General features: G+C 72.4%; 19 protein-coding genes and 1 pseudogene. 7 read left to right on the forward strand and 13 right to left on the reverse strand.

Features of this window, described 5'->3' with window-relative positions:
* Positions 1-27 precede the first annotated feature (27 nt).
* From ACFYZJ_RS13555 to ACFYZJ_RS13570, 4 genes and pseudogenes are all read left to right on the forward strand, one after another.
* Positions 28-897, forward strand: a complete 870-nt coding sequence (locus tag ACFYZJ_RS13555) for a helix-turn-helix transcriptional regulator (RefSeq protein WP_388566717.1) — start codon at positions 28-30, stop codon at positions 895-897.
* Positions 898-1,000: 103 nt separating this feature from the next.
* The gene (locus tag ACFYZJ_RS13560) at positions 1,001-1,354 is read left to right on the forward strand and encodes a cytidine deaminase (protein WP_388566719.1); all 354 of its coding nucleotides are present in this window, start codon (positions 1,001-1,003) and stop codon (positions 1,352-1,354) included.
* A gap of 167 nt (positions 1,355-1,521) precedes the next feature.
* Positions 1,522-2,850 carry a beta-xylosidase gene (locus tag ACFYZJ_RS13565; RefSeq protein WP_388566722.1) on the forward strand — a complete coding sequence of 443 codons (1,329 nt, stop codon included), beginning with the start codon at positions 1,522-1,524 and terminating at the stop codon, positions 2,848-2,850.
* A gap of 59 nt (positions 2,851-2,909) precedes the next feature.
* A pseudogene (locus tag ACFYZJ_RS13570) lies at positions 2,910-3,917 on the forward strand (WxL protein peptidoglycan domain-containing protein); the annotation flags it as partial.
* Here the strand turns inward: ACFYZJ_RS13570 and ACFYZJ_RS13575 are convergent.
* On the reverse strand, positions 3,814-4,152 hold the full coding sequence (locus tag ACFYZJ_RS13575; RefSeq protein ID WP_388566724.1) for a P-II family nitrogen regulator: 339 nt from the start codon (positions 4,150-4,152) through the stop codon (positions 3,814-3,816). The pseudogene ACFYZJ_RS13570 and the gene ACFYZJ_RS13575 overlap by 104 nt on opposite strands.
* Positions 4,149-5,459, reverse strand: coding sequence for an ammonium transporter (locus ACFYZJ_RS13580; RefSeq protein WP_388566726.1), 1,311 nt, complete (start codon positions 5,457-5,459; stop codon positions 4,149-4,151). The genes ACFYZJ_RS13575 and ACFYZJ_RS13580 overlap by 4 nt, the downstream gene beginning before the upstream one ends.
* Before the next feature lie 184 nt (positions 5,460-5,643).
* Between ACFYZJ_RS13580 and era the strand changes: the two genes are divergently transcribed.
* Complete coding sequence (gene era, locus ACFYZJ_RS13585) at positions 5,644-6,594, forward strand: GTPase Era (protein WP_388566729.1); 951 nt, start codon at positions 5,644-5,646, stop codon at positions 6,592-6,594.
* A 189-nt stretch (positions 6,595-6,783) separates the two neighbouring features.
* Here the strand turns inward: era and ACFYZJ_RS13590 are convergent, their stop codons facing one another.
* The 3 genes from ACFYZJ_RS13590 to ACFYZJ_RS13600 form a co-directional block, all read right to left on the reverse strand.
* The gene (locus ACFYZJ_RS13590) at positions 6,784-7,899 is read right to left on the reverse strand and encodes a carbohydrate kinase family protein (protein ID WP_388566731.1); all 1,116 of its coding nucleotides are present in this window, start codon (positions 7,897-7,899) and stop codon (positions 6,784-6,786) included.
* 183 nt (positions 7,900-8,082) lie between these two features.
* A complete protein-coding gene (locus ACFYZJ_RS13595; RefSeq protein ID WP_388566733.1) occupies positions 8,083-9,378 on the reverse strand; it encodes a glucarate dehydratase family protein in 1,296 nt (431 codons plus the stop codon).
* Positions 9,375-10,271, reverse strand: a complete 897-nt coding sequence (locus ACFYZJ_RS13600; protein ID WP_388567604.1) for a 5-dehydro-4-deoxyglucarate dehydratase — start codon at positions 10,269-10,271, stop codon at positions 9,375-9,377. The genes ACFYZJ_RS13595 and ACFYZJ_RS13600 overlap by 4 nt, the downstream gene beginning before the upstream one ends.
* A 195-nt stretch (positions 10,272-10,466) precedes the next feature.
* Between ACFYZJ_RS13600 and ACFYZJ_RS13605 the strand changes: the two genes are divergently transcribed.
* The gene (locus ACFYZJ_RS13605) at positions 10,467-11,249 is read left to right on the forward strand and encodes an IclR family transcriptional regulator (protein ID WP_388566736.1); all 783 of its coding nucleotides are present in this window, start codon (positions 10,467-10,469) and stop codon (positions 11,247-11,249) included.
* Positions 11,250-11,447: 198 nt separating this feature from the next.
* Complete coding sequence (locus ACFYZJ_RS13610; RefSeq protein ID WP_388566738.1) at positions 11,448-12,665, forward strand: MFS transporter; 1,218 nt, start codon at positions 11,448-11,450, stop codon at positions 12,663-12,665.
* On the opposite strand, the gene ACFYZJ_RS13615 is transcribed toward ACFYZJ_RS13610, so the two are convergent.
* The 8 genes from ACFYZJ_RS13615 to ACFYZJ_RS13650 form a co-directional block, all read right to left on the reverse strand.
* Positions 12,629-13,621, reverse strand: coding sequence for an adenosine deaminase (locus tag ACFYZJ_RS13615; RefSeq protein ID WP_388566741.1), 993 nt, complete (start codon positions 13,619-13,621; stop codon positions 12,629-12,631). The genes ACFYZJ_RS13610 and ACFYZJ_RS13615 overlap by 37 nt on opposite strands.
* A 20-nt stretch (positions 13,622-13,641) precedes the next feature.
* Positions 13,642-14,547: a ribonuclease Z gene (locus ACFYZJ_RS13620; protein ID WP_388566743.1), complete on the reverse strand. Its 906-nt coding sequence runs from the start codon at positions 14,545-14,547 to the stop codon at positions 13,642-13,644.
* Between the two features lie 6 nt (positions 14,548-14,553).
* Positions 14,554-14,907, reverse strand: a complete 354-nt coding sequence (locus ACFYZJ_RS13625; RefSeq protein ID WP_388566746.1) for a histidine triad nucleotide-binding protein — start codon at positions 14,905-14,907, stop codon at positions 14,554-14,556.
* A gap of 110 nt (positions 14,908-15,017) precedes the next feature.
* Positions 15,018-18,221, reverse strand: a complete 3,204-nt coding sequence (locus ACFYZJ_RS13630) for a S41 family peptidase (protein WP_388566749.1) — start codon at positions 18,219-18,221, stop codon at positions 15,018-15,020.
* A gap of 71 nt (positions 18,222-18,292) precedes the next feature.
* Entirely contained in the window at positions 18,293-18,862 is a 570-nt protein-coding gene (locus ACFYZJ_RS13635; RefSeq protein WP_388566752.1) for a hypothetical protein, read from the reverse strand.
* An 86-nt stretch (positions 18,863-18,948) separates the two neighbouring features.
* Positions 18,949-19,341, reverse strand: coding sequence for a VOC family protein (locus ACFYZJ_RS13640; RefSeq protein WP_388566755.1), 393 nt, complete (start codon positions 19,339-19,341; stop codon positions 18,949-18,951).
* 35 nt (positions 19,342-19,376) lie between these two features.
* A complete protein-coding gene (locus ACFYZJ_RS13645; protein WP_388566758.1) occupies positions 19,377-20,129 on the reverse strand; it encodes a 16S rRNA (uracil(1498)-N(3))-methyltransferase in 753 nt (250 codons plus the stop codon).
* The gene (locus ACFYZJ_RS13650; RefSeq protein ID WP_388566761.1) at positions 20,126-21,199 is read right to left on the reverse strand and encodes a nitronate monooxygenase; all 1,074 of its coding nucleotides are present in this window, start codon (positions 21,197-21,199) and stop codon (positions 20,126-20,128) included. Before ACFYZJ_RS13650 ends, ACFYZJ_RS13645 begins: the two co-directional genes overlap by 4 nt.
* Between the last annotated feature and the right edge of the window lie 361 nt (positions 21,200-21,560).

The raw sequence follows: 21,560 nt of genomic DNA on the forward strand, positions 1-21,560 counted from the left end.
CACCAGACAGGACGGGGGGATCCGTACGTGCCCGAGGACGCGCTCAAGAGCCATCGGCTGCGGGAGTTGCGGGAGTTCCTGATGAGCAGGCGCGCCCGGGTCAGCCCGGCGGAGGCCGGACTGCCCGCCGGCGGACCGCGGCGCCGTACGCCCGGTCTGCGCCGCGAGGAGGTCGCCGTGCTGGCCGGGGTGGGCGTCTCCTGGTACCAGTGGCTGGAGCAGGGCCGGGACATCTCCGTCTCCCCGCAGGTACTGGACGCGGTGGCACGAGTGCTGCGGCTCAGCAACGCCGAGCGCCGGCATCTGTACGTCCTGGCCGGGCTGAACCCGCCCGCGCCCGAACCGGCGCCCGACCACGACTGCGAGGGCATCCGGCGGCTGATCGACGCCTGGATGCCGTATCCGGCCCACATCATGGACCGGTACTACAACTGTGTGATGTACAACGAGGCCTCGGGCTGGGTGCTCGGTATGCGGCCCGAGATCACGCAGAACTGCATCGTCGACTTCTTCACCGACCCGCTGTACCGCTCCCGCTCCCACAGCTGGGAGCAGAACGCGCACACGGTCGTCGCCCAGTTCCGGGCGATGTGCTCGGCCAGCCCCGATGACGAGGGCTTCCAGGCGGTGCTGGCCGAACTGAAGGCGGTGAGCCCGGAGTTCGCCGAGCTGTGGGAGCGGCGGGACATCAAGGACGCCGGGGTGGTCCGCAAGGAGCTGGACCATCCGCTGGTGGGCCTGCTGTGCGTGGAGTCGACGGCGCTGAAGGTGCCGGCGCGGCCCGACCTGACGATCGTGCTGCACACTCCGCTCGACGAGGCGAACACCGCGGCGAAGCTGGAGTGGCTGGCGTCGCCGGAGGGCAGGCGCGGGGCGATGTATCCCGTCGCCGGCTGACTCGGCGGTACCCCGTGCGGGACGACTCGGCGGTACCCCGTGCGGGACGACTCGGCGGTACCCCGTGCGGGATGACCTGGGCCGTTCTTCGTATGCTCAGGGCATGACCGACAGCAACGCGCTCGACCCCGAGGACCGCAAGATCGTCACCCTGGCCCGTTCGGCGCGGGCCCGCAACGGCGTGCCGGAGGGCGCCGCGGTACGGGACGAGACGGGCCGAACCTATGTGGCCGGCACCGTGGCACTGGACTCCCTGAAGCTGAGCGCGCTGCGCACCGCGGTGGCGATGGCCGTGGCCTCGGGAGCGCGGTCCTTGGAGGCGGCCGCGGTGGTGAGTGAGGCGGAGGCTGTTCCGGTGGAGGACCTGGCCGCCGTTGCCGATCTCGGGGGTGCGGGGACGCCCGTGCTGCTCGCCGCTCCGGACGGCACTGTTCGGCAGGCTGTTTCCGCGGGCTGAGGCCATCCCGGGGCCCGTCGGCTGAGCGATCTGTTCCGGATGCCGCAGAAACTGATGAACCGTCAGCTTTCTGCGGCATCTCCATTGACTTCTCACCCCCGCTCCACATCAATGCCCCCTGTCGGCGCAGATGAGCCGCTGCGCCCGCAACCCTCAGGAGGGGGCCCATGGGTTCGACACCTCGAAGATCCCGACGGTGGCGCTGGGCGTCGCTGTTCGGGGCGACCGCCCTCGCGGTCACCGCGGGCGGCGCGCTGGCCTGTCCGGCCGGTGCCGCCGGCGCGAACGTGGACTTCGCCACGCACTGCATCCCGCCCGCCGTCGCCGGCATCCCACCGATCGACGGCACCACCACCGCCAACGTGTCGGTGGACAAGACCGATCCGAAGGTCGGCGACACGGTCACCGTGACGTACACCGTGGTGACGGCCGCCGCGTCCAACCCCACCGACCTGGCCCTGCCGGCCGACATCATGACCCCGACCGGCAAAGTGACGCTCGGTGGTGCGCAGACCGGTGACGTCACCGTCGCCGGACCGAAGAAGAACCCGCCGGTGCCGGGGAAGGCCGCCTTCCCGTCCTTCTCCATGACCGGGACGTTCACCGTCACCAAGGCCGGCCGGATCACCCTCTCGCCGGGCGACTACAACATCCACACCAGCTACATCCTCGAGCTGGACACCCCCTGCACCGTCACCAACCCGCCCGCCCCGGCGTCGGAGACCGTCACGGCGAGCGACGGTACCCCGGCCAACACCCGGACGATGTCGCTGAGTTCCGCCTCCGGTGACCCGGGCGCCGCTGTCACCGTCAGCGGCAGCAACTTCACGCCGGGCGCGACCGTCACCCTGGCCGGGCGGGCCGGGAACACCCCGACCGCGGACACCGCCGCCGTGACCGCGAACGCGCAGGGCTCCTTCAGCGGTTCCCTCGTCGTCAACGACAGGACGACGACCGGGATCGTGGCCTACGAGGGCGGCTCCTGGAGCGCGGACAAGGGCGCGGGCCCCGCGGCCTACGTCGTCAACGACAACTCGCCGGTCCCGCCCGGCAGTCAGAAGCTCACGACGGCCGTCAAGGCGGGCACCCTGTCCATGTCCCAGGCCGGGGACGCCGTGGCCCTCTCGGCGGTGGACTTCGGCAAGGGCGGGGCCTCGACCGGCAAGCTGCAGACCGTGACCGTCAAGGACTTCCGCGGCGGGCCCGCGGGCTGGTCCCTCACCGGCAAGGTCACCGACTTCACCGGTCCCGGCGGCAGGATCGACGCCGGGAAGCTGAGCTGGACCCCGGCCTGCGCGACCAAGCCGGGCAGCCCCAGCACCTGCAAGGCCGGTTCGACGGGCATGGTGGGCACCTCGGGAGCGACCCTCGCACAGGCCCCCGACGGCACCCTCACCGGCGGTGAGTTCACCGTCGACGCCGGGCTGTCCCTGGACGTACCGGCGTTCACAGCTCCGGGCTCGTACTCCGGCGTGCTCACGCTGACGCTCGCCTGAGCGTACGGGCGTCCGCACCCGCCCGTTCCCCTGTCCCTCGTCCGTGGGGGTCCGCACCCATGCGCAAGCTGTACGTCCTCCTCCTCGGCCTCGCGCTGGCGTGGCAGGCCACGCCCGCGCACGCCGCCGACAACGGCAGCTGGTCCGTCTATCCGGTCGCCTCGAAAGTCGCCGCGCGGCCCTACTTCTACCTCTCCGCCGACCCCGGGCAGACGCTCACCGACGAGGTCGCCGTCCAGAACCGGACCGGCACGCCGCTCACCTTCCGGCTCTACGCGGCCGACGCCTACAACACGCCCAGGGACGGCGGCTTCGCCGTACGCACGCCGAGGGAACGGATGCTCGGGGTGGGCGTCTGGGCGAGGCCCGCGAAGTCCCGGATCACCGTGCCCGGGAACGGGACGGTCACCGTGCCCTTCACGTTGCACGTGCCCGAGGGTGCCGAACCCGGCGACCATCCCGGCGCGATCGTCGCGCTCGACGAGCAGATGGCTTCGGGCGGCGGCAAGCCGGCCCTCGGTGTGCAGCGGGCCGTCGGCGCCCGCGTCTACCTGCGGGTCGGCGGGCCCACGCTGCCCGCACTCGCCGTGGAGCATCTGCGGCTCAGCCACCACCAGCCCCTGGTGCCGGGCTTCGGCGACAGCACGGCGACCGTCTCCTACACCCTGCACAACACCGGGAACGTCACCCTCGACCCGCAGGTGGAGCTGACGGCACACGGGCTGTTCGGCCGTACGCTGCTCGACCGCCGGCTGACCCGGGTGCCGTCCGAGCTGCTGCCGGGGCAGCGGGTCCGGCTCACCGAGACCTGGCCCGGGGCGCCCCAGCTCGACAGCGGCGACGTGACCTTGACCGCGAGCGCGCCCGGCACCCGGCAGTCGGCGAGCGCCGGCTTCCTCGCGCTGCCGTGGCTCGTCGTGACGCTGGTGTTCGTCGTGGGCGTGGCGGTCGGCGTGCTGCTGGTCAGAGCGCGTCGGGCCCGCGCTCGCCGGTCCGTACCCGTACGACCGTCTCGACCGGCAGCGCCCACACCTTCCCGTCTCCGATCTTTCCCGTCTGCGCGGCCTTCACGATCGCGTCGATGACCGCGTCGGCGTCCGCGTCCTCCACGACGACCTCGATCCGCACCTTGGGCACGAGGTCGACCTGGTACTCGGCGCCCCGGTACACCTCGGTGTGGCCGCGCTGGCGGCCGTAGCCGCTGGCCTCGGTCACGGTCAGGCCGTGCACGCCGATTTCCTGCAGGGCCGTCTTGACCGCGTCCAGGCGGAACGGCTTGACGATCGCGGTGATGAGCTTCATGCCTGCGACGTGACTTTCTGGGTGGTTGCGGGGACGGAGTGGGCGACCGGGGCACCATGGCCCAGGACCCCGTGATCGTAGGCGGTCTCGGCGTGCACCGTAAGGTCCAGGCCGGTGTGTTCCTGCTCCTCGCTCGCCCGGAAGCCCATCGTCTTGTCGATCAGCTTGCCGATGCCGTACGTCACGGCGAAGGCGTACAGCGCCACGACGACCACCGCGAGGAGCTGCTTGCCGAGCTGGGCGATGCCGCCGCCGTAGAGGAGGCCCTGGGTGCCGCCGGTCATCTCACGGACCGCGAAGAGGCCGATGAGGAGGGTGCCGATGACGCCGCCGACCAGGTGGACGCCGACGACGTCGAGGGAGTCGTCGTAGTTCAGCTTGAACTTCCAGCTGACGGCGTACGAGCAGACGACACCGGCCGCCAGGCCCACGACCAGCGCGCCGAGCAGGGACACCGTGCCGCAGGACGGCGTGATCGCGACCAGACCCGCGACCGCGCCCGACGCGGCGCCCAGCGTGGTCGGGTGCCCGTCGCGCTTCTGCTCGACGAAGAGCCAGCCGAGCAGGCCGGTGCAGCCGGCGGCCAGGGTGTTGAGGAAGGCGGCCGCGGCGAGGCCGTCGGCGCCGAGGGCGGAGCCCGCGTTGAAGCCGAACCAGCCGAACCAGAGGAGCCCGGCGCCGAGCACCACCATGGGCAGGTTGTGGGGACGCATGGCGTCCTTCTTGAAGCCCAGACGCGGGCCGAGGACCAGGCACAACGCCAGTCCGGAGGCGCCGGAGGTGATCTCGACGGGCAGGCCGCCCGCGAAGTCGAGCGCACCGAGCCGGTGAAGGATCCAGCCACCCGGACCCCACACCCAGTGGGTGACGGGAACGTATACGAGCAGGGCCCAGACGGGTACGAACACCAGCCAGGCGCCGAACTTCGCCCGGTCCGCGATCGCACCGCTGACCAGGGCGGCGGTGATGATCGCGAAGGTGAGCTGGAAGGTGGCGAAGAGGAGGGTGGGGACGGTGCCGTGGAGGCTGTCCGGGCCGAGGCCCGCCATCCCGGAGTGCTTCAGCCCGCCGATGAGACCGGCGAACGCGTCGTCGCCGAAGGCGAGGGAGTAGCCGCACGCCAGCCACACCACCGTGACCAGGGCGATCGACACGAAGCTCATCATCAGCATGTTGAGGACGCTCTTCGTGCGGACCATGCCGCCGTAGAAGAGGGCGAGGCCCGGGGTCATCAGCAGCACGAGGGCGGTGGCGGCGAGCAGCCAGGCAGTGTCGCCGGTGTCGATGTGGTTCGCGGCCAGGGTCACGGGCTCTCCTACGGTCCGGGGGCTCGTCCGAGGGTCACCGGCGCGCGTTTCCTGTTGCGTACAGGTGTGTTTCCGTGACGTTTCGTGTTGCGTGAAGGTTTCCGGAATCTCACCGGGGTGCCGGCGGGGTCCGGGCACGGTCGGGCGTTCGGAGGGGCTCCGTGGATCAGGGAGAATGGGCGCCATGAGCGTGCGCACCCAGCCATCCGAGCCCACCGAGGCCGTCCACCGGGCGGGCTTCGCCTGTTTCGTGGGCCGCCCCAACGCGGGCAAGTCCACCCTGACGAACGCTCTGGTCGGGCAGAAGGTGGCGATCACCTCGAACCGGCCGCAGACGACGCGGCACACGGTGCGGGGCATCGTGCACCGGCCGGACGCGCAGCTGATCCTCGTCGACACCCCCGGTCTGCACAAGCCGCGCACGCTGCTGGGTGAGCGCCTGAACGACGTGGTGCGCACGACGTGGGCGGAGGTCGACGTGATCGGCTTCTGCCTGCCCGCCGACCAGAAGATCGGCCCCGGGGACCGCTTCATCGCGAAGGAACTGGCGGGCATCAGGAAGACGCCGAAGGTCGCGATCGTCACGAAGACGGACCTGGTGGACTCCAAGGCCCTGGCCGAGCAGCTCATCGCGATCGACCAGCTGGGCAAGGAGCTGGGGATCGAGTGGGCGGAGATCGTCCCGGTGTCGGCGACCGCGAACAAGCAGGTGGACCTGCTGGCGGATCTGCTGATCCCGCTGCTTCCGGAGGGGCCGGCGCTCTACCCCGAGGGTGACCTGACGGACGAGCCGGAGCAGGTCATGGTGGCGGAGCTGATCCGGGAGGCGGCGCTGGAGGGCGTGCGCGACGAGCTGCCGCACTCGATCGCGGTGGTGGTGGAGGAGATGCTGCCGCGCGAGGACCGGCCGGCGGACAAGCCGCTGCTGGACATCCACGCGAACGTCTACATCGAGCGGCCGAGCCAGAAGGGGATCATCATCGGGCCCAAGGGCAAGCGCCTGAAGGAGGTCGGCATCAAGTCGCGCAAGCACATCGAGGCGCTGCTGGGTACGCCGGTGTTCCTGGACCTGCACGTGAAGGTGGCGAAGGACTGGCAGCGGGACCCGAAGCAGCTGCGGCGACTGGGCTTCTGAGGGTCGGCCTCAACGGCCTCGTCCTCCAACGCCGGACAGGCTGAAAATCAGCCCCTCCGGCGCTTGAGGAGCGGGGATCCAGGGTCCGGAGGCCCCCTGATGGGGCCGAAGGGGCGGAGCCCCTGGATGACGGGACGGGTAGGGGCGGCGGGGGCGAAACACATCGTGCGCGGCCCCCGGCGGGTGGCGTCACCCCGGCCGGCGGAAGCCGATCGTCGGTACCGCCCGCCGCCGCGGCCACGGTTCCACGCCTTCCTCCGGCACCAGCCCCTCCAGGAACGCGTACCGGATCAGGGCCGCCGGGTCCTGACACTCGTAGGACTGGACCTTCCGCCACCACGCCCCGATCTCCGACCAGTCGGGCGCCGAGAGGGAGCCGCCGAACTCCTGGACGGACAGCGCCGCCGTCAGACCGGCGAAGGCGAGGCGGTCGGCGAGCGGCCACTCCGCCAGCGTGCCGGTCACGAAACCCGCCACGAAGACGTCACCCGCCCCGGTGGGGTCCAGCGCCTCCACGGCGATCGCGGGCACGCCCGCGCTCTCCCCGGTGCGCCCGTCCACCGCGTACGCCCCCTCCGCGCCGAGCGTGACCACGGCCAGCGGCACGTGCTCGGTGAGCGCGTGCGCGGCGGCGCGCGGGCAGTCCGTGCGGGTGTACCGCATGGCTTCCTCGGCGTTCGGCAGGAACGCCTCGCAGTGTTCGAGGTCGGCCAGCCCCGCCAGGTCCCAGGCCCCGGTCTCGTCCCAGCCGACATCGGCGAAGATCCGGGTGCCCTGCTTCGCGGCCTCCGCGATCCACGGCTCACGTCTGCCCGGCGTCAGCGAGGCGACCGCGGCCCGGGCGCGCGGCGGGCAGTCCGGGGCCGGCTCCTCGGGCGGCGGCTCGTGACCGTGGGAGACCATGGTGCGCTCGCCCTCGTAGGCCATGGAAACGGTCACCGGGGAGTGCCAGCCGGGGACCTTGCGGGACGGCGAGAGGTCGATGCCCTCGCCCACTTTCAACTCGTCCCAGCAGTACTCGCCGTAGTGGTCGTCACCGAAGGCCGCCGCCAGGCACGTCCGCAGGCCGAGGCGGGCCAGCGCGGTGGCCATGTTGGCGACGCCGCCGGGGCTCGACCCCATGCCCCGCGCCCACGACTCGGTGCCGCGCACCGGGGCGGAGTCGAGGCCGGTGAAGATGATGTCGAGGAAGACGGTCCCCGTGAGGTAGACGTCCCAGGGCGGGTCGCCGGGCGCGCGCAGCGCGGCAAGGGGGTCGAGGTGGGCGTGGTGGCGGTGTGGTCCCTCTCCGATGGACGCGGTCACGGTGCGCTCCCTGGCGTGGTGCTGATCCAGCCAGTGTGCACCAAGCGCCCCTCCGGGCGGGCCGGTCACCCGGGCCGCCCGGATAGCGGTCCGCTGCCGCCGGGGCGCTCGCCCGGTCTCCCGCCAGGACCACGGTCCGCCACCAGCCAGGCGCTCGCCCGTGCCCGTCAGGCCGGCGATCCGCTACCAGCGCGGCACCGTCGGCGTGACCCACCTTGCGTCCACGACCCGCATCGCCGCCGCGTCGTCACGGTCGCGCAGGCCGCCGTCGTCGGCGAGCCAGCGCTCGTGCAGCGCGGCCAGCCGGTCGTGGTCGAGTGTGACGCCGAGGCCGGGCGCGTCGGGTACGGCGACCCGGCCGCCGGTGATGGCGATCCGCTCGGTGACGACGTCCTCGGACTGCCAGGGGTAGTGGGTGTCGCAGGCGTGGTGCAGGCCCGGCACGGTCGAGGCGACATGGGTCATCGCGGCCAGTGAGATGCCGAGGTGGGTGTTGGAGTGCATGGACACCCCGACACCGAACGCCCGGCAGATCGCGGCGAGTTCGCGCGTGTTGCGCAGCCCGCCCCAGTAGTGGTGGTCGGAGAGCACCACCTGCACGGCGCCCCGTGTGAACGCCTCCTTGATCTCGTCGAACGTGGTCACGCACATGTTGGTGGCGAGCGGCACCCCGGTCCGCGCGGCGACCTCGGCCATGGCGGGCGTGCCGAGGGCGGGGTCCTCCAGGTACTCCAGGACGTCGCGCAGTTCCTCGGCCACCTTCACCGAGGTCTCCACGGACCAGGCGCCATTGGGGTCCAGGCGCAGCGGGTGCCCGGGGAACGCCTCGGCGAGGGCGCGGACCGCGGCGATCTCCTGGTCCGGCGGGAACACGCCGCCCTTGAGCTTGAAGGACGTGAAGCCGTACCGCTCCTTGAACCGCCGCGCCTGCGCGACGACGCCCTCCGGGTCGAGCGCGGCACCCCAGTCGTCCTGCTCGCCCGCCGCGCCCTCGGGGTGGCCTGCCCACTTGTAGAACAGATACGCGCTGTACTCGACCTCGTCGCGCAACTTGCCCCCGAGCAGCGCGTGCACGGGCAGCCCGAGCGCCTTGCCGAGCGCGTCGAGGCAGGCGACCTCGAAGGCGGACAGGACGGACAGGCGCAGCTTGTCGCTCGTCTGGACACCACGCAGCCCGCCGACGTCGAGCCGGTCGGAGGCCCGGGAGCGGTCGACGGCCACCTGCTCGGCGACCGAGAACAGGCCGTTGACGTCGGACACCTGACGGCCGACCAGCTTGTCGGCGAGAGGCCGGGCGACCTCCAGGTACTTGGTGTCGCCGTAGGTCTCGCCGACCCCGCTGGTCCCGTCGGCGGTCACCACCTCCACGATCAGCCGGGGTGTGTACGGCTGGTGGACGCCCTGGGTGTTCAGCAGCGGCGGGTCGGCGACCAGGATCGGGGTCAGCCGTACCTCGGAGACGGTCAGGTCGCGGGTCACAGGGCGGCTCCAACGAGGTCGAGTCCGACGGTCAGCAGGTCCTTCAGGTCGGCCAGGTCGGCGGCCGACGGCTCGGTGAGCGGGGCGCGCACGGGTCCCACGGGGCGTCCGCGCAGCCGGGCGGCGGCCTTGACCAGCGACACGGCGTACCCGGGCACCCGGTCGCGCAGCGCGACGAGCGGGACGTAGAACTCGCGCAGCAACCGGTCCACCGTGGCGTCGTCGCCGGCGTGCAGCGCGGTGAAGAAGGCGTCCGCGATCTCGGGGGCGAAGGCGTGGACGGCGGAGGAGTAGGCGGGGACGCCCACGGCGGCGTACGCGCGGGCCTGGACCTCCGCGGTGGCGGCCCCGTTGAAGAACAGGAAGCCCTCCGGCGCGGCGAGGGTGAGCCGTTGCAGCCGGTCCAGGTCGCTGTGGCCGTCCTTGAGGCCGATCACGCCGGGGATCTCGGTGATGCGCCGGAACGCCTTGAGGCCGTAGGAGACCTGACCGCGCTGGTAGGCGATCAGCGGCAGCCGGGTGCGGGCGGCGATCCGCTCCAGCTGGGCGACGAGCCCGTCCTGCGGGGCGGCGACGAGGTAGTGCGGCAGGACGAGCAGCGCGTCGGCGCCCGCCTCCTCGGCGATCCGCGCGAAGCGTACGGCCTGCGCCCACCCGTATCCGATGCCGGCGACGACGGGCACGCGACCTCCGGCCGCCTGCACCGCGGCGGCGACGACCTGTCCGTACTCCTCCTCGTCCAGGGAGAAGAACTCACCGGTGCCGCAGGCGGGGAAGACGGCGCCGGGGCCGGTGGCGAGCTGCGTCGTGACATGGGCGCGGAAGCCGTCGAGGTCGAGGGAGCCGTCCTCGTGGAAGCTCGTGAGCGGGAACGACAGGACGCCCCGCGCCATGCCCTCCCGCAGCCTCCGCGCCACGGCCTCCGTGTCCGTATGCGAACCGCCGCTCACCCTCGCTCATCTCCCTGCATAGATGCTATCCACATATGAAGATGAAGGTTAGGTACACGAACGGACACCGTCAATGCCCAGCACCGAAACCGACGCGCAATCGAAGTGCCGCACCGCCCGCCGCATTACCATCGCCGCATGTCCGACACAGGGGGCGTCCGCGAGGTGAAGTCGGCCGCACGCACGGTGGAGCTGCTGGAGGTGCTCGCCGCACGCGGCGACCGTCCGGCACGCCTGCAGGAGCTGGCGGACGAGCTCGGCGTGCCGCGCAGCTCGATGTACGCCCTGCTGCAGACCCTGGTCTCGCGGGGCTGGGTGCGGACGGACGTCACCGGCTCCCTGTACGGCATCGGTATCCATGCGCTGCTGACGGGCACGAGTTACCTGGACTCCGACCCGCGCGTCCGTGCCGTCCGCCCCTATCTGGACGAGGCGTCGGAGGCGCTCGGCGAGACCATCCACCTGGGGCGGCTGGACGGCACCGACGTGGCGTATCTGGCGACACGCGAGTCGCACGAATACCTGCGCACGATCAGCCGCGTGGGCCGGCGACTGCCCGCGCACGCGGGCGCGCTCGGCAAGGCGCTCCTCGCGGAACGACCGGACGAGGCGGTGCCGCAGGGACCGTACGAGCCCCTGACCCCTCGGACGCACACCACGCGGGAGTCCCTGCTGGCGGACCTCGCCGCCACGCGCGAACGGGGCCATTCCATCGACCGGGAGGAGAGCGTCGTCGGCATCGCGGGCTTCGGCTTCGCCCTGCGCTACGACACCCCGGCACAGGACGCGATCAGCTGCTCGGTGCCGGTGGCCCGACTGACCCCGGGTCACGAGGAGCGGATCGTCGCGGTGATGCGGGAGATCCGGGCCAGGATCGAAGGCATCACGGTGGGCGGAGCGGGCGCTCCGCGCTGGCGCTGAGGGCGACGGACGACAACGAGAGCCCCTACTGCTACCCGCCCCCACCAGGACCAAACCATAAAGTGACTCAGATCACACGCCATGCGCTTCTTCTCGAACCGCGTGCTTGATACAAATTCCCTGCACGTTCCTGTCGTTCGACGGACGGCGCCCCATCCCCCTTTCTGAGCCGCTCTTTTCGCACGCCCTGGAACGCCCGTGTCCGCCCGCACCGCTGCGCCCTGGCCCCTCGTCGCCCTTTTCACGGCCGGGTACCTGGCCTCCTACCTGCTGCCCACCACCGTCGGCAGACTCGACTCCGGTCTTCCGCTCTCCGCCACCGAGGCCGGTTCCATCGGCAGTGCCCTGCTGCTGAGTTCGGCCGTCGCGGGCTTCCTGCTCGCCGCGCACGTCCGGCGCATCGGCCCCCGCCGCCTCGCCCGCGCCGGGCTCCTGTGCGCCGCCGTCGGCTACGGCACGGCCGCCGTCAGCCACAGCATCCCCGTGGTCGTCGCGGGTGCGGTCGTCGGCGGCTTCGGCTCGGGGACGGTCACCACGGTCGCCGCGACCGGTATCGCCGCCCAGCCCGACCCCCACCGAGCGTCCACGCTCGGCCTGCTCGGGGTGTCCGCGCTCGCGGGCGCCGTCTATCTGACGGTCCCCCACCTCGGCCCGGGCCACGGCCTGCCGCTCGCCGCGATCGCGCTCACCGCGCTGCTGGTGTGGCCCGCGACCGGCCGCCTCACCTCCGACGGACCGGCCACGTCAGCCGCCCGCGACAGCGGCCGGCTGCCCCATGCCCGCTCGGGGCTGGTCCTGTCCGCCGGCATCCTGTGCTGGTCCCTCGCCCAGAACTCCCTGTGGGGAGTCAGCGGACGCATCGGCCTCACCCAGGCCCACCTCACGGAGGTCACCGTCGGCGCGGTCTTCGCGGTCGCGCTCGGCGCCGGGCTGCTCGGTGTGATGGGCGCGGGCGCGCTCGGCCCGCGCCTCGGCCGCGCGCTCCCCATCGGCGCGGGCACCGCGCTCATCGCCGGCTGCATCGCGGTCAGCGCGTCCGCCACCGGGCTCAAGACCTTCGCCACCGGCGAGATCGCCTGGAACACGCTCTACCCGATCGTGCTGTCGTATCTGATCGGCCTCGCCGCCTCCCTCGACGGGCGGGGCCGGTGGGCCGTGCTCGTCGGCTCCGCGTCCTCGCTCGGCACGGCGGCGGGCCCGCTGACCGGCAGTGTGCTGTCCGCGCAGGCGGGCTTCCCGGCGATGGGCGCGATCCTCGCCGCCGGGCTGCTTGCGATCGCGTTCCCGCTGACCGCGGTCGCCCTGCACACCGGGGGCCGCACGCTGCGGCTGGGGCCGGTGCGCCGGGGAGGGGCACCGGCCGTGGACCTACCCGACGCCTACGAGAACGCGTACGCGTCCACCTCGGCGAGGTAGCGCGCCCGCCGCTCCTCGTCGTGCTCCAGGAAGGACGCGAGGAAGGAGTTGCGGGCCAGCTCGCGCAGCCGCTCCTCGTTGAGACCCAGGGACGTGCGGACGGCGTCGAAGTTGTCGCCGACGTAACCACCGAAGTAGGCGGGGTCGTCGGAGTTGACGGTGCACAGCAGCCCGGCGTCGAGCATGGCCGGCAGCGGGTGGTCCTCCAGTACGTCGACGGCGCGCAGGCGGACGTTGGACAGGGGGCACAGGGTCAGCGGGATCCGCTCCCTCACGAGCCGCTCGACCAGCGCCGGGTCCTCCATACAGCGCAGCCCGTGGTCGACGCGCTCGACACCGAGCACGTCGAGGGCCTCGGTGATGTACTCCGGCGGCCCCTCCTCACCGGCGTGCGCCACGCGCCTGAGGCCCAGGGCGGCGGCGGCCTCGTACACCTCGCGGAACTTGACCGGCGGGTGTCCGACCTCGGCGGAGTCCAGGCCGACACCGGTGATCCGGTCGAGGTGGGGCCTCGCCGCTTCCAGGGTCTCCATGGCCGACTCCGCGGGCTCGTCCCGCAGGAAGCACATGATCAGCTGGGTGGAGACCCCGTGGTTCTGCTCGCTGTGGCCGAGCGCGCGCCACAGCCCCTCCACCACCGTGCCCATGTCGACGCCGCGGGCCGTGTGGGCCTGCGGGTCGAAGAAGATCTCGGCGTGCCGCACCCCCTGCGCGGCGGCACGGGCCAGGTAGGCGTTCGCGAGGTCCTCGAAGTCCTGCTCGGTGCGCAGGACGGCCATCAGCTCGTAGTACAGGTTCAGGAAGGACTGGAGGTCCTCGAAGGCGTAGGCCGCGCGCAGTGCGCCGGTGTCGGCGTAGGGCAGCTTCACGCCGTTGCGCGCGGCCAGCTCGAACGCCAGCTCGGGCTCCAGGGTGCCTTCGATGTGGAGGTGCAGTTCAGCTTTCGGGAGGGGCATCGAAGCATCGTACGGGTGTTTTACCGCCGTTTCGGAACCGGCACCCGCATCAGGTCGTGCGCCACTGTCAGCTCACCCTCGAACCCGGCGTCCCGCGCCTGCCGTTCGAACTCGTCGGGCTCGGTGTAGCGCTGGCTGAAATGGGTCAGGACGAGGTGGCGCACCCCGGCGTCGGCGGCGACGCGCCCGGCCTGCCCGGCCGTCAAGTGACCGTGGTCGAAGGCGAGTTGGGCATCCTCGTCAAGAAAGGTCGACTCGATGACGAGCATGTCGCAGCCGTCGGCGAGGGCGTGGACGCCGTCGCACAGCCGGGTGTCCATGACGAACGCGAACCGCTGTCCGCGCCGCACCTCGCTGACCTCCTCCAGCGACACACCGCCGAGGGAGCCCTCCCGCTGGATCCGCCCGACGTCGGGGCCCTTGATGCCGTGCGCCGCGAGCCGTTCGGGCAGCATACGGCGCCCGTCCGGCTCGACGACCCGGTAGCCGTAGGACTCGACCGGGTGCGAGAGCCGACGGGCTTCGAGGGTGTAGGCGGCGGTCACGGTGAGGGTGCCGTCCGCGGCGACCGGTGCCTCGGTGAGCGGGACGGTCTCGCGGTACGCCGTCGCGTGGCGCAGCCGCTCGAAGTACCGCTGTCCCGACTTCGGGTAGTGCGCGGTGATCTCGTGGGGCACCTGGTCGAGGTTGATGCGCTGGATGACACCGGCGAGGCCCAGCGAGTGGTCCCCGTGGAAGTGCGTGACGCAGATCCGGTGCACGTCGTGGGCGGCGACCCCGGCACGCAGCATCTGCCGCTGGGTGCCCTCGCCCGGATCGAAGAGGATGCCCTCGCCGTCCCAGCGCAGCAGGTAGCCGTTGTGGTTGCGGTGCCGGGTCGGGACCTGGCTGGCGGTGCCGAGGACGACCAGTTCGCGTACGGACACGGCGCCTTACCCGGGGGGCCACTGCAGGCCGCGGCCGCCCAGGACGTGGGCGTGCGCGTGCCAGACGGTCTGGCCGGCGCCGCTGCCGGTGTTGAAGACGACGCGGTAGCTGTCGAGCTTCTCCTGCGCGGCGACCTCACCGGCCTCGCGGAGCACATCGGCGGTGATGGCCGGTTCGGCGGCGGCGAGGGCGGCGATGTCCCGGTGGTGCACCCGGGGGATGACCAGCACATGGGTCGGCGCCTGCGGGTTGATGTCCTGGAAGGCCACGGTGGTGTCGGTCTCCCGGACGATCGTCGCCGGGATCCGCCCCGCGACGATCTTGCAGAACAGGCAGTCGTCCTGCGGCTCTCCCGCCATGCGTGCCTCCTCGTACGGACTGATCACTACGACGGCATGCTATCGGCACTCCTCACCCGCCCGCCCCGGAAGGGCGGGCGGGTGAGGAGCATGCACCGCGGGGCGGCGGATCACAGTGCCGGCAGCTCCGGGGGCTGTTTCGCCGGGCGTTCCTCCAGGGCCGCCAGCGCCAGGCGGATCGCCTCGTCCAACTGCGTGTCCCGGCCCGCCGCGTGGTCCTGCGGCGCCTGGACCACCTCCACGTCCGGGTCGACGCCGTGGTTCTCGACGCCCCACCCGTACCCCTCCAGCCAGAAGGCGTACTTCGGCTGGGTCACCAGGGTGCCGTCGACCAGCCGGTACTTGCTGTCGATCCCGATGACACCGCCCCACGTCCGGGTCCCGACCACCGGGCCGATGCCGAGCGCCTTGACGGCCGCGTTGACGATGTCGCCGTCCGAGCCGGAGAACTCGTTGGCGACCGCGACGACGGGCCCGCGCGGCGCGTCCTCCGGGTAGCTGTACGGCCGCAGCCCGCGCGGCACGTCCCAGCCCACGATCCGCCGCGCCAGCTTCTCCACGACCAGCTGGGAGGTGTGGCCGCCCCGGTTCTCCCGGACGTCCACCACCAGGCCCTCCCGCGCGACCTCGACCCGCAGGTCGCGGTGGATCTGCGCCCAGCCGGGGGCCTGCATGTCCGGCACGTGCAGATAGCCGAGCCGCCCGCCGGACCTCTCGTGCACGTACGCCCGCCGGTCCGCCACCCAGGCGTGGTACCTGAGCGGCTCCTCGTCGGCGATCGGTACGACGACGGCGTACCGCAGATCCCCTCCGCCCGCCGGCGAGACCGTCAGCTCCACCGGTTTGCCGGCCGTCCCCACCAGCAGCGGACCGGGCCCGGTCACCGGATCCACCGGCCGCCCGCCGACCGCGACGATCGAGTCCCCGGCCCGTATCGCCACCCCGGGCGCGGCCAGCGGCGCCTGGGCATCGGGGTCGGAGGTCTCCGAGGGCAGCACCCGGTCGACGCGCCAACCGCCGTCCGGGTGGCGGGAGATGTCGGCGCCGAGCAGTCCTTGCCGCCGGTCCGCACCCGGGCCGTAGCCGTGGGGAAGGACGTACGCGTGCGAGGTGCCCAGCTCGCCCTGCACCTCCCACAGCAGGTCCACGAGGTCGTCGTGGGTGGCGATCCGCTCGAGCACCGGCCGGTAGCGGTCCAGCACGCCGTTCCAGTCGACGCCGCCCAGGTCGGGCCGCCAGAAGTTGTCCCGCATGATCCGGCCGGTCTCGTCGAACATCTGCCGCCACTCGGCCGCCGGATCGACGGTCTGCCGGATGCGCGACAGGTCGACGGTGATGTTCGCGTCGCTGTCGTCGTCGTTCGGGGCGCGCCGGTCGCTGGGGACGACCTTGAGCTTGCCGTCGGTCCACAGCAGCACCCGCTTGCCGTCGCCGCTGACCGAGAAGTGGTCGGCGTCCGAGGCGAGGTGCTCGATGCGCCGCTGGACGAGGTCGTACCGCTCCAGTTCGCTCCTGGGGTCGGGATCGTCGGGGGTGGCGCGGGAGGCGCCGAGGACGCCGCGCACCGGGTGCCGCAGCCACAGCACCCCGTCCTTGGCGGCGCGCAGCCCCGAGTAGCGCGCGGCCTCGACCGGGAACGACACGATCCGGTCGGCGAGGCCCTCCAGGTCGATGCGGGTGGTCGGCGCGCCCTCGCTGTCGGGGGTCTCGTCCTTGTCGGGCGTCTCGAAGGGGCGGCCGTGCCGCTGCGGCCCGAACGGGGACGGGGTGGTCGCGGCGAGCGTGATCAGGTGCGGCCGGGAGCCGCCCACGAAGGCCAGGTCGAAGACGTGGTCGTCGTACACGGGGTCGAAGGAGCGCGCCGAGAGGAACGCGAGGTGCTTGCCGTCGAGGGTGAACGCGGGCGCGTAGTCCCGGAACCGCAGCGGGGTGGCCTCGGTCACCGACAGGTCGGTGGTGTTGGCGAGTTTGAGCTGCCGCAGCGGGCGCGGCCCGGGGTGCGACCAGGCCAGCCACGCCGAGTCGGGTGCGAAGACGAGTCCGCTGACCTCGCCGTCCTCGCTGCGGTCGACCTCGCGCACCTCGCCGCTGTCCCGCTCGACGAGCAGCACCCGCCCGTCGTGCGCGGCCACGGCGACCTTGCTGCCGTCGGGTGACACCGCGAGCCCCAGCACCCGCCCGAGCTGCCCGACGGCGAGCCGCCGCGGGACGGCGCCGGGAGCGAGGCCGGTGGCGGGCGCGAACTCCAGCGCGTCGTCGCCCTCCGCGTCCGTCACCCACACCACCCACTCCTCGCCGTCCACGCGGAAGGTGTGCGGCAGCCGGGCGCGCACGCCGTGCTCGCCGGCGAGCGCGCGGGCGGGCCCCGAGCGGTGGGTGACCCAGTGGACGGCGCCGCGCACCGAGACCGCGCTGCCGCGCCCGGTGTGGTCGGGCGAGGCGGCCCCGAACCAGCGGGAGGCGTCGACCGGATACGGCTGGAGGTCCACGCGCTGCCCGCCGAGCCGGATGTCGAGCGGCCTGGGCTCCGCGCCGTCGAGGTCGTCGAGGATCCACAGCCGGCCGGCCGAGGAGTACACGACCCGGGTGCCGTCGGTGGCGGCCTGCCGGGCGTAGAAACCGTCGAGGGGCGTGTGCCGTCGCAGGTCGGAGCCGTCGGCGAGCGACGAGTACAGCGCCCCGACGCCCTCGTGGTCGGAGAGGAAGACGATGCGGTCCCTCACCCACGACGGGTACTCGATGTTGCCGTCCAGGTCCTCGTGCAGCCGTACGAACTCGCCGTTGCCCTCGCGGTCGATCCACAGCTTGCCGGCCGTGCCGCCGCGGTACCGCTTCCAGAGGGCGGCCTCCCGGGCCCCGGCGGACAGCAGCACGGTGTGCGGCCCGTACGCGACCTCGCCGACGGGCCCGTACGGCAGCGTGGTCGCCGGTCCCCCGTCGAGCGGTACGGCATGCGCCCAGGTGCGGCGGAAGGATGCCTGGCCGACCGCGCTGAGCGCGAGCACGTCCCCGTCGGGGGTCCAGCCGCGCACCTGGGTCTTCAGACTCCCCCAATGGGTCAGGCGCTTGGCGGGTCCGCCGTCGATCGGCGCGATGTGCACCTCGGGGGCGCCGTCGCGGGTGGAGGTCCAGGCGACGGTCGTGCCGTCCGGGGAGATGCGGGGGTGGTTCACGGGTATGTTGTCGGCGCTGACCCGCCAGGCGCGGCCGCCGTCGAGCGGGGCGACCCAGACGTCGTCCTCGGCGGTGAAGGCGACCAACTCGCCGTGCAGATGCGGGAAACGGAGATACGCGGGCGATGCGGACTGAGTCACCAGGTCACCCTAAGCAGCGAGCGCGGTCCCGAACAGGGGGTTTTCCCACTTGCCTGCGTCGCATGCGTACGTCACTTGCCCTGAACCGGCCAGCAGGTGGGGTCGCCCTGGCACCAGATGGTCCTCGTGACGGTGACCGTGACCGTGGGGCCGGGCCCACCGGGGCCCGTCGGGTAGCGGGCGGGCGGGCTGGGCGTGCCGCCCTCGCAGTTGCCGAGTCCGCTGACGCGGAACAGTTCCTTGTCGCCCACGGTGGCCCTGAGGTCCCCGCGGACGCACCTGCCGTCGACGGCGCGGGTGACCCGGCCCTTGACGGTGATGTCCTTGCCGTCGTCCGTCTGCCCCTTGCAGTCGACGGTGACGACGGCGGTCTCGCTCGCCGAGGGCGCCGCGCCGGACGGGCCCGACGTGCCGGTCCTGCCGCTGCCGTAGTCGCCCGAGCAACTGAGCCAGCGCACCTTCACATGCTGCCGCTGAAGCTCCTTGGTGGCGGTCTGGTCCGTGGTGTACGCCACCGAGGCCGCGCTGAGATCATCAGGCCGGCAGGCCACGGCTCCGCCCACGGCCACCACCGAGAGGCCGGTGACCGCGGCGAGCCGCCGTAACGCGCGCCGTCGCCCAATGCGCCGCAATGCCCCCATGAAGGGCAGCGTGCCACTCCCGCGGCGGCGACGGTAGAGCGCATACGGTCACGCGAGCGCCCCGCCGCCGGCCTTGCCACGCGCCCTCAGCCGCGCAGCAGCAGCCACTGCTGAAGTTCCACCAGGTTGCCCTCCGGGTCCTTGAGGTGGGCGACGCGCATACGGTCGGTCATGGGGGCCGGGCCGTGCAGCAGGGTCGCGCCCCGGGAGGTGATCTCGGCGCAGTACGCGTCCAGGTCGTCCACGCGCAGTACCACCAGCGAGCGGTGGCCCGTGGCCTCGTCGCCCAGTTCGCCGAGCACCTCGGCCATCATCGCCCGGTCCTGCAGTGCGATGCCCGCGGAGCCGGTGGCCGGGCTGAATTTCTCGTACGGCCCGTCTGCCGCTCCCGACTGCGGCTTGAGACCGAGGACGTCGGCGTAGAAGCGGTAGCAGGCGGAGAAGTCCAAGACCAGCAACCGTACTTGGGCGAGTTCCATGGCGTTACCCCGGGGTGGCTCGATGGGTCCGTGCGTCAGGACCAGCGGCCCGTGCGGCCGAGCAGCAGCGCGGTCGCCGCGGTGCCGGCGGTCGATGTACGAAGGACACTACGCCCGAGGACGTACGCCTTCGCACCCGCTTCCCGGAACGCCGTCAACTCCTCGGGGGAGATGCCTCCTTCGGGCCCGACGACCAGCACGATCTCGCCCTCGGCGGGCAGTTCGGCGGTGGCGAGCGGCTCGCTGCCGTACTCGAAGTCCGAGTGCAGGACGGCGGCGAAGTCGGCTGCGGAGAGAAGTGCGGCAACCTGCTTGGTGGTCGCCGCGTCCGCGACCTCCGGGAAGCGCACCCGGCGCGACTGCTTGCCCGCCTCGCGGGCGGTGGCCCGCCACTTGCCGAGCGCCTTCAGGCCGCGGTCGCCCTTCCACTGGGTGATGCACCGGGAGGCCTGCCACGGGACGATCGCGTCGACGCCCACCTCGGTCATGGTCTCCACGGCCAGCTCACCGCGGTCGCCCTTGGGGAGGGCTTGGACCACGGTGATACGCGGAGACTCCACGGGCTCCTCATTCACTCCGTGCATGTGGACGATCAGCCGGTCCTTGCCCTCGGTGTCGACGACCTCGCACTCCGCCCACCGCCCGGCGCCGTCGGTCAGCACCACGGTCTCCCCCGGGTGCAGCCGCTTCACGGACACCGCGTGGCGTCCCTCGGGGCCGTCGAGCACATACCGCCCACCAGGACCGGCACGGAAGTCCTCCTCCACCACGAACACCGGTGCCGTCATCGCCCGGCACCCCCCGTCGACAACGCTGTCGTCGCCTCCTGAACCTCCGTGACCAGCACCTCCACCAGCCGGCCGGCGGGCAGATCCCGCGCCAGGCGGTGACCCTGGCCCGCCCACAGCGCCATGCCCTGGGCGTCTGCGGCCTTGGCGGCCGCCTTGCGCAGGGGCGAGGTGAGGTGATGGATCTCGGGGTAGGCGGCGGGCGCGTACGGGCCGTGCTCGCGCATGAACCGGTTGACCAGACCGCGCGCCGGGCGCCCGGAGAACGCCCGGGTCAGCTCGGTGCGCACGAAATGGGGGTCGGTCAGCGCCTGTTTGTGCGCGGGGTGGGCACCGGACTCGGGCGTGGCGAGGAACGCGGTGCCGAGCTGGGCGGCGCTCGCTCCCGCGGCGAGGACGGCGGCGATCTGGCTGCCGCGCATGATGCCGCCGGCGGCGACGATCGGGATGGTCACGGTCTCGCGGACCTGGGCGAGGAGCGAGAGCAGCCCGATGCCGGCGCCGTCGTCCTCCCGGCAGTTCCGGTGGGTGCCCTGGTGGCCGCCCGCCTCGACGCCCTGCACGATCACCCCGTCGGCGCCCGCCTCCTGCACGGCGAGGGCCTCGTCGGCGGTGGTGGCGGTGACCAGGGTGAGGGTGCCCAGGCGGCGCAGCGATTCCACGACGTCCGGGGCCGGGACCCCGAAGTGGAAAGAAACCACCGGGACCGGGTCGTCGAGCAGGACGGCGAGTTTGGCGTCGTAGCCGTCGTCACGGCCGCTGTCCGGGTCACCGAGTTCGGTCTTGTACCAGGTGGCCTCGCCGGCGAGCTGGTTGGCGTAGACCTCGACGGCGGCCGGGTCGGCATGGTCCGGCTGCGGCATGAAGACGTTCACGCCGAAGGGGCGGTGGGTCAGCCCGCGGAGCTGCTTGATCTCCTGGTACATCCCGTCGGCGGTCTTGTACCCGGCGGCGAGGAATCCCAGGCCGCCGGCCTCGGACACGGCGGCGGCGAGCTGCGGCACGGAGGCGCCGCCGGCCATGGGGGCCTGCACGATCGGGTGCGGGAAGAGATCGGTCAGGGAGGACATGACGGCATGTTGTCACGTCCTTTGAACGAGTCCGAATCCGACCTTCTGTGGCATACGCCGGGGGAAACAACCAGTCCGCCTGGGAAGCGGGGTCTGGGGGCGCAGCCGCCCCCGGAGGCGGCGGCACCAACGCCGGGGGCCTCTCCACCCCCGGGTGGCCAAGGGACTCTGCGCCCGTTGAACGCATCCTTCAACCGCGAGAACAACCCCCGCTGCCGGGCTGACTGTGCCCGCCCGGAGGCCGACCCCCGGACCCCCGGCCGACCCCGGCTCTCGACTCAACGCCCGTTGAACGCATCCTTCAACCGCGAGAACAACCCCCGCTGCCGGGCTGACTGTGCCCGCCCGGAGGCCGACCCCC

It is taken from the genome of Streptomyces sp. NPDC001848 (assembly GCF_042891915.1).
Taxonomy (GTDB): Bacteria; Actinomycetota; Actinomycetes; order Streptomycetales; family Streptomycetaceae; genus Streptomyces.